This is a genomic window from Pseudokineococcus marinus (assembly GCF_013004605.1).
GTDB lineage: Bacteria > Actinomycetota > Actinomycetes > Actinomycetales > Quadrisphaeraceae > Pseudokineococcus > Pseudokineococcus marinus.
On record NZ_JABEMA010000170.1, the window covers coordinates 1 to 6,762 of the forward strand.

A 6,762-nucleotide genomic window follows, 5' to 3' on the forward strand; every position below is an offset into this window, starting at 1 on the left:
CGCGCTCGGCTCGGTGGTGGGGCTCGACGGCATCCTCGGGATCTCGATCCTGGCGCTGCTGGCCTCCTTCGACAACAGCAACGGCGGGCTCTGGCTCGCCTTCACGGGCCGCTACGGCGACGCCCGCTGAGGTCACCCGTCCGGGCCAGCGCGCCCGTCCGCCGTCGGCGAACGCCGGCGGAGGAACACCCCCGGCTCCGCGGGGCGTTGGGCACATCGGCAGGAGGGCGCCCGTCCGGGGCGGGCGCCCCGCCCAGGTGGTCGACCGGAGTGGCCGACCGCCGCGGGGGCTGCGGGGATAGCATCGAGCGACTCGCAGGGGGACCGCCCTCCGCCGCCAGATCGTCCGCGAGGAGCGCTGCATGTTCGAGAGGTTCACCGACCGAGCTCGTCGAGTCGTCGTCCTGGCCCAGGAAGAGGCCCGGATGCTCAACCACAACTACATCGGCACCGAGCACATCCTCCTGGGCCTCATCCACGAGGGCGAAGGCGTCGCCGCCAAGGCCCTCGAGTCGCTGGGCATCTCGCTGGACTCCGTCCGCGAGCAGGTGCAGGAGATCATCGGCCAGGGCCAGCAGGCCCCCTCCGGCCACATCCCCTTCACGCCGCGCGCCAAGAAGGTCCTCGAGCTGAGCCTGCGCGAGGCGCTGCAGCTGGGCCACAACTACATCGGCACCGAGCACATCCTGCTCGGCCTCATCCGCGAGGGCGAGGGCGTCGCCGCCCAGGTCCTCGTGAAGCTGGGCGCCGACCTCAACCGCGTCCGCCAGCAGGTGCTGCAGCTGCTGTCCGGCTACCAGGGCAAGGAGCCGGCCGCGGCCGGCGGCCCCGCCGAGGGCACGCCGTCGGGCTCGCTGGTCCTCGACCAGTTCGGGCGCAACCTCACGCAGGCGGCGCGCGAGGGCAAGCTCGACCCCGTCATCGGGCGCGCCAAGGAGATCGAGCGCGTCATGCAGGTGCTGTCGCGCCGCACGAAGAACAACCCCGTCCTCATCGGCGAGCCTGGCGTCGGCAAGACCGCCGTCGTGGAGGGCCTGGCGCAGGCCGTCCACAAGGGCGAGGTGCCGGAGACCCTCAAGGACAAGCAGCTCTACACGCTGGACCTCGGGGCCCTCGTCGCGGGCAGCCGCTACCGCGGTGACTTCGAGGAGCGCCTCAAGAAGGTGCTCAAGGAGATCCGCACCCGCGGCGACATCGTCCTGTTCATCGACGAGATCCACACCCTCGTCGGGGCTGGCGCGGCCGAGGGCGCCATCGACGCGGCGAGCATCCTCAAGCCGATGCTGGCGCGCGGCGAGCTGCAGACCATCGGCGCCACGACCCTCGACGAGTACCGCAAGCACATCGAGAAGGACTCGGCGCTCGAGCGCCGCTTCCAGCCGATCCAGGTGGCCGAGCCGACGCTGTCGCAGGCCATCGAGATCCTCAAGGGCCTGCGGGACCGCTACGAGGCCCACCACCGGGTCTCCATCACCGACGGCGCGCTCGTCGCGGCGGCGAACCTCGCCGACCGCTACGTCAACGACCGCTTCCTGCCGGACAAGGCCATCGACCTCATCGACGAGGCGGGCGCGCGCCTGCGCATCCGCCGGATGACGGCGCCGCCGGACCTGCGCGACTTCGACGAGAAGATCGCGGGCGTCCGCCGGGAGAAGGAGTCCGCGATCGACGCGCAGGACTTCGAGAAGGCCGCGTCCCTGCGCGACGACGAGAAGAAGCTGCTCGCCGCCCGCGCCGAGCGGGAGAAGCAGTGGAAGGCCGGTGACATGGACGTCGTCGCCGAGGTGGACGAGGAGCTCGTCGCCGAGGTGCTGGCCATCGCCACGGGCATCCCGATCGTCAAGCTCACCGAGGAGGAGTCCAGCCGGCTGCTCCACATGGAGGACGAGCTCCACAAGCGGGTCATCGGCCAGGAGGACGCCATCAAGGCGCTCTCCCAGGCGATCCGGCGCACCCGCGCCGGCCTCAAGGACCCCAAGCGCCCGGGTGGCTCCTTCATCTTCGCCGGCCCCACGGGCGTCGGGAAGACCGAGCTCGCCAAGGCCCTCGCGGAGTTCCTCTTCGGCGACGAGGACGCGCTCATCCAGCTCGACATGAGCGAGTTCTCCGAGAAGCACACCGTCTCGCGGCTCTTCGGCTCGCCCCCCGGGTACGTGGGCTACGAGGAGGGCGGCCAGCTCACCGAGAAGGTCCGTCGTCGTCCCTTCTCCGTCGTCCTCTTCGACGAGGTGGAGAAGGCGCACGCCGACATCTTCAACTCGCTGCTGCAGATCCTCGAGGACGGCCGCCTCACCGACAGCCAGGGCCGCACGGTGGACTTCAAGAACACCGTGATCATCATGACGACGAACCTCGGCACGAGGGACATCGCCAAGGGCCTGCAGATGGGCTTCCAGGCCGGCGGCGACCTGTCCACCGACTACGACCGGATGAAGCGCAAGGTGGGGGAGGAGCTCAAGCAGCACTTCCGGCCCGAGTTCCTCAACCGCGTCGACGACACCGTCGTCTTCCCGCAGCTCACGCAGGACGAGATCATCCAGATCGTCGACCTCATGCTGGCCCGGCTGGACGCGCGGCTGCGCGACCAGGACATGGCCATCGAGCTCACCCCGGCGGCGAAGCAGCTGCTCGCCACCCGCGGCTACGACCCCGTGCTGGGGGCCCGGCCGCTGCGCCGCACCATCCAGCGCGACATCGAGGACGTCCTGTCCGAGAAGATCCTCTACGGGGAGATCGCCTCGGGCGAGATCATCCTCGTGGACGCCGAGGGCGAGGGGGCGGCGGCGACGCTGACCTTCGCGGGCTCGCCGAAGGGCGAGGTCCCCGACGCGCCGGTGGTCGAGGCCGCCAGCACCGAGTGACCCGTACCGGGCGCCCGAGGACTCCTCGGGCGCCCGGTACCGCACCGCCGCCGGAGGGCGGGACGCCGCGCGCGTCCCGCCCTCCGGCGCGTCCGGGCCCGGGGCCCGACGTCCCCCCGGCTCCGGCGTGCGCGCGCGGGGTCTCAGGTCGGGCGCAGGCCCTCGAGGTGGGCGATCTCCGCGGTCTGGACCGCCGTCATCTCGTCGGCCATCTCCCGCACCTGCAGGTCGACCCCGCCGGCGGCGTGCTCGTCGACCATCGCGAGCGCCCCGCGGTGGTGACGGACCATGAGGTCGACGAAGAGGGCGTCGAAGGCGTCGCCGTCCGCGGCGGCCAGCGCCCGGACCTCCGCGGCGCTCGCCATGCCGGCGCCTCCGTCGGCACCGCCGCCGTGGTGGTCGGCGTGGGCGTCCTCGCCCCCGCCGGTGACCTCGCCCCGACCGCTGAGCCAGGAGCGCTCCGGCGGCACCTCCTCGCCGCGCCGCTCGAGCCAGGCCACCATGACGTCGACCTCGGGCGCCTGGCCGAGGCGGATGCGCTCGGCGAGGGCGGCGACGCCGGGGTCCCCGGCGCGTCCGGGGGCCAGGCCGCTCATCTCCACGGCCTGGCGGTGGTGGGTCACCATCCCCTGCACGAAGGCGACGTCGGCCGCGTCGTAGCGGTCGCCGTCGGTCGGCGGTGCCGCGTCCTCCGGCGCGACCGTCCGCGCCGGCTCCCCGGGCAGCCCGGGCTGCAGGACCGGCACGGAGGCCTCCGCCGTGGGCGGCGCGTACGGCGCCGGGGCGGTCTCCTCGGCGGCGCTGCAGGCTGGCGCGCCCAGGGCGACGGCGAGGGCCGCGGCTGCGAGGGCGGCGCGCCGGCGACGGCGGGCAGCGTCGGGTGCGAGCACGGGACCCTCCGGGGCTCTCGAGGTGGGCGGTGTCCGCGGGGCGTCGTCGTCCCGCCGAGTTGCGACGGATCCTCCCACGATGTCCGTCTCTGGTGGCATGCTCGCCCACTCCTGGTGGTCAGGAGTGACGCGGCGTGAGGGGTGCGCCCGTCGGAGAGCGACCCGGGCGAGGGTCGGGAGGGCGAGGCCGGCATGGCAGCGAGGCGCACGAGCACAAGGCGACGAGGAGGCCCCGGGCGCGCGGCGGGGCTCACGGCGGGGCATGCGGTCGGGTCGGTGGCCGGGCGGGCGGTGGTGGCCGGGGCGGCCGCGGCGGCCCTCGTCGCCGGGTCGGCGGCCACGGCCCTGGCCGCGCCCGACCAGGCGCCGGCGGCGCCGTCGGTGCCGGCGGGCGAGGCGCCCACCGGGGTGGGGGAGACGGCGTCCAGCGCCAACCTGCGCCTGACGGCCAACGTCCCCAAGCAGGGCAGCTTCGCCTCGGCGAGCGCGCTCAACAGCGACCTCGCCTTCCAGGGGCAGTACGCCTACGCGGGCAACTACAACGGCTTCGCCGTCTACGACCTCTCCCGCCCGGACGCCCCGGAGCTCGTCACCCAGGTGACCTGCCTGGGCTCGCAGAACGACGTCTCCGTCTACGGCGACGTCCTCGTCCTCTCGACCGACTCCGTGCGCAGCGACGCCTCCTGCGAGTCGACCTCCGTCCCGGCGGCCTCGGCCGACGTCTGGGAGGGCCTGAAGATCTTCGACATCAGCGACCCGCTGGCGCCGGAGTACGTGGCCGCCGTCAAGACGACGTGCGGCTCGCACACCAACACGCTCGTGCCCGACGAGGAGAGCGGCTCGCTGCTCGTCTACGTCAGCAGCTACGGGCCCAGCGCCGCGGCGCCCAACTGCCAGCCCCCGCACGACGCCATCTCGATCGTCGACATCCCGCTGGACGCCATGGAGGACGCCGCCGTCGTCGACGTCCCGGTGGTCTTCCCCGACGGCGGCTTCGCGGGCGTCGAGGGCACGGTCCGGCGCCCGACGAGCGGGTGCCACGACATCACCTCCTTCGTCGAGCTCGACATCGCCGCCGGCGCCTGCATGGGCGACGGCGTCATCTTCGACATCTCGGACCCGCGGGCGCCCGTCGTCACCGAGCGGGTGCAGGACGAGAACTTCGCCTTCTGGCACTCGGCGACCTTCAACAACGACGGCACGAAGGTCGTCTTCACCGACGAGCTCGGCGGCGGCGGGGCGCCGACGTGCACGGCGGAGATCGGGCCGGAGCGGGGCGCCAACGCCATCTACGACCTCGTGGACGGCGAGCTCGAGTTCGCGAGCTACTACAAGATCCCGCGCCACCAGACGCCGACGGAGAACTGCGTCGCCCACAACGGCTCGCTCCTGCCGGTCGAGGGTCGCGACGTCATGGTCCAGGCCTGGTACCAGGGCGGGATCTCGGTCTTCGACTTCACCGACTCGTCGGAGCCCCGCGAGGTGGCCTGGTTCGACCGTGGTCCGCTGTCGACCGAGACGTCGGTCACCGGTGGCTCGTGGTCGGCGTACTTCTACGACGGCCGCATCTACTCCAACGACATCCAGCAGGGCTTCGACGTCCTGCGGCTGCGGGGGTCGGCCTTCAGCCAGGCGCGCCTCGTCGAGCTCGGGCAGCTCAACCCGCAGATGCAGGGCGCGTACACGTCCTGGCGCGACAGCCGCCGCGGCTGACCGCTCCCGCTCGCACGGCGCCGCCCCGGACCGCAGGACGTGTCCGGGGCGGCGCTGCGCGCGGGGTCCGGGGCGCGCTGCGCGCGGGGGTCCGGGGCGGCGCTGCGCGGGAGGCCACGGGCGCCGGGCGGTGGCCCGGGGGTCGCACTACGGTCGGCCCATGGGCACGACCTCGCAGACGACCATCTCCTCCTCCAGCCCCCTCGCGCCGGACGTCCTCGTGCAGCGGCTCGTCCAGGCGCTGCACGGCGCGGCGGAGGTGGCCTCGAACGAGGACCGGACGACGCTCGTCTTCCCGCCCCCCGCCTCACCCGTCGGGGACGGCCCGGTGGGGTCGGCGCACCTCCAGGCGGGCGCGGAGACGGTCGTCGTCGACTGCACCGCCCCCGACAGCGAGGAGCTCTCCCGCGTCGAGGACCTGCTGACGACGCGCCTGCGCACGGTGGACCAGGCGGCGGCGGACGCCGTCGTCTGGCGCCGGCACGAGTGACGCCGCCCGAGGGCTCGAGCCCCACTTCCAGCGCCGTCCTCGTCCGCCCGGCCCGGACCTCCGACGTCCGTGCCGTGCGCGCGCTCACGGCGCCGCTCGCCGAGCGCCGGGTGCTCGTGGCCAAGGAGGCCGTCGCCTACTACGAGGGCCTGCCCGAGCTCGTCGTGGCCGAGCTCGACGGGCGCGTCGTCGGCTGCGGGGCCCTGCACGTCTTCTGGGAGGACCTCGCCGAGGTCCGCACCCTCGCCGTCGCGGACGACGCGCGTGGCGCCGGCGTCGGCGGGCTCGTCCTCGCCGAGCTGCTGCGGCGGGCCCGGGACGTGGGCGTCGCCCGCGTCTTCTGCCTCACCTTCGAGACCCGCTTCTTCGCCGCGCACGGCTTCGAGGAGATCGAGGGCACCCCCGTGGCGCCCGAGGTCTTCGCCGAGCTGCTGCGCTCGCACGACGACGGCGTCGCCGAGTTCCTGGACCTCGCCCGGGTGAAGCCCAACACGCTCGGCAACACCCGCATGATCCGCTACCTCGAGGAGTCGGCCCGTGCGCTCGACGCGGCGCGCGGCGCCGCGTCCGGGGCCGGACCGGTCGACGGGGGACCCGTCGCCGAGGAGCCCGCCACGGGGGCGCCGGGCAGCGCGTAGGCGTCGCCGGGGGCCGGGACGACGAGGCCGTCGTCGAGCAGCGAGGCGAGGCAGCGCTCGCGCTGCTCCTCCTGCGGCCAGGCCGCGGCGAGGTCGTCGGCGCCCACGGCGCCCTCGGCGTCGCGCAGCACGGCCAGCAGGCGGCCGCGGACCTGGCGGTCGGTGCCCTC

4 protein-coding genes and 2 pseudogenes are annotated in these 6,762 nt (G+C 73.9%); 5 read left to right on the top strand and 1 reads right to left on the bottom strand.

What is annotated here, in order from left to right; all coding sequences use genetic code 11:
- Both HLB09_RS20390 and HLB09_RS11035 read left to right on the top strand, forming a co-directional pair.
- Positions 1-127 (top strand): annotated as a pseudogene (locus tag HLB09_RS20390) (2-keto-3-deoxygluconate permease); the annotation flags it as partial.
- Positions 128-362: 235 nt separating this feature from the next.
- Positions 363-2,861 (top strand): ATP-dependent Clp protease ATP-binding subunit, encoded by a 2,499-nt coding sequence (locus tag HLB09_RS11035; RefSeq protein WP_171203424.1) that lies wholly within the window; start codon positions 363-365, stop codon positions 2,859-2,861.
- A 143-nt stretch (positions 2,862-3,004) separates the two neighbouring features.
- Here HLB09_RS11035 and HLB09_RS19370 read toward each other — a convergent pair whose 3' ends face one another.
- Positions 3,005-3,751: a DUF305 domain-containing protein gene (locus HLB09_RS19370; RefSeq protein WP_171203425.1), complete on the bottom strand. Its 747-nt coding sequence runs from the start codon at positions 3,749-3,751 to the stop codon at positions 3,005-3,007.
- Positions 3,752-3,943: 192 nt separating this feature from the next.
- Between HLB09_RS19370 and HLB09_RS11045 the strand changes: the two genes are divergently transcribed.
- The 3 genes and pseudogenes from HLB09_RS11045 to HLB09_RS11055 all read left to right on the top strand — a co-directional run.
- Positions 3,944-5,464, top strand: coding sequence for an LVIVD repeat-containing protein (locus HLB09_RS11045; protein ID WP_171203426.1), 1,521 nt, complete (start codon positions 3,944-3,946; stop codon positions 5,462-5,464).
- Between the two features lie 160 nt (positions 5,465-5,624).
- Positions 5,625-5,954 (top strand): DUF2218 domain-containing protein, encoded by a 330-nt coding sequence (locus tag HLB09_RS11050; protein WP_171203427.1) that lies wholly within the window; start codon positions 5,625-5,627, stop codon positions 5,952-5,954.
- Positions 5,936-6,478, top strand: a pseudogene (locus HLB09_RS11055) (amino-acid N-acetyltransferase); the annotation flags it as partial. The gene HLB09_RS11050 and the pseudogene HLB09_RS11055, both read left to right, overlap by 19 nt.
- Positions 6,479-6,762 lie beyond the last annotated feature (284 nt).

Excerpts from the sequence above, each read along its gene's own strand:
- HLB09_RS11035 (WP_171203424.1), top strand. The coding sequence starts at position 363 with ATGTTCGAGAGGTTCACCGACCGAGCTCGTCGAGTCGTCGTCCTGGCC.
- HLB09_RS11045 (WP_171203426.1), top strand. The coding sequence starts at position 3,944 with ATGGCAGCGAGGCGCACGAGCACAAGGCGACGAGGAGGCCCCGGGCGC.
- HLB09_RS11050 (WP_171203427.1), top strand. The coding sequence starts at position 5,625 with ATGGGCACGACCTCGCAGACGACCATCTCCTCCTCCAGCCCCCTCGCG.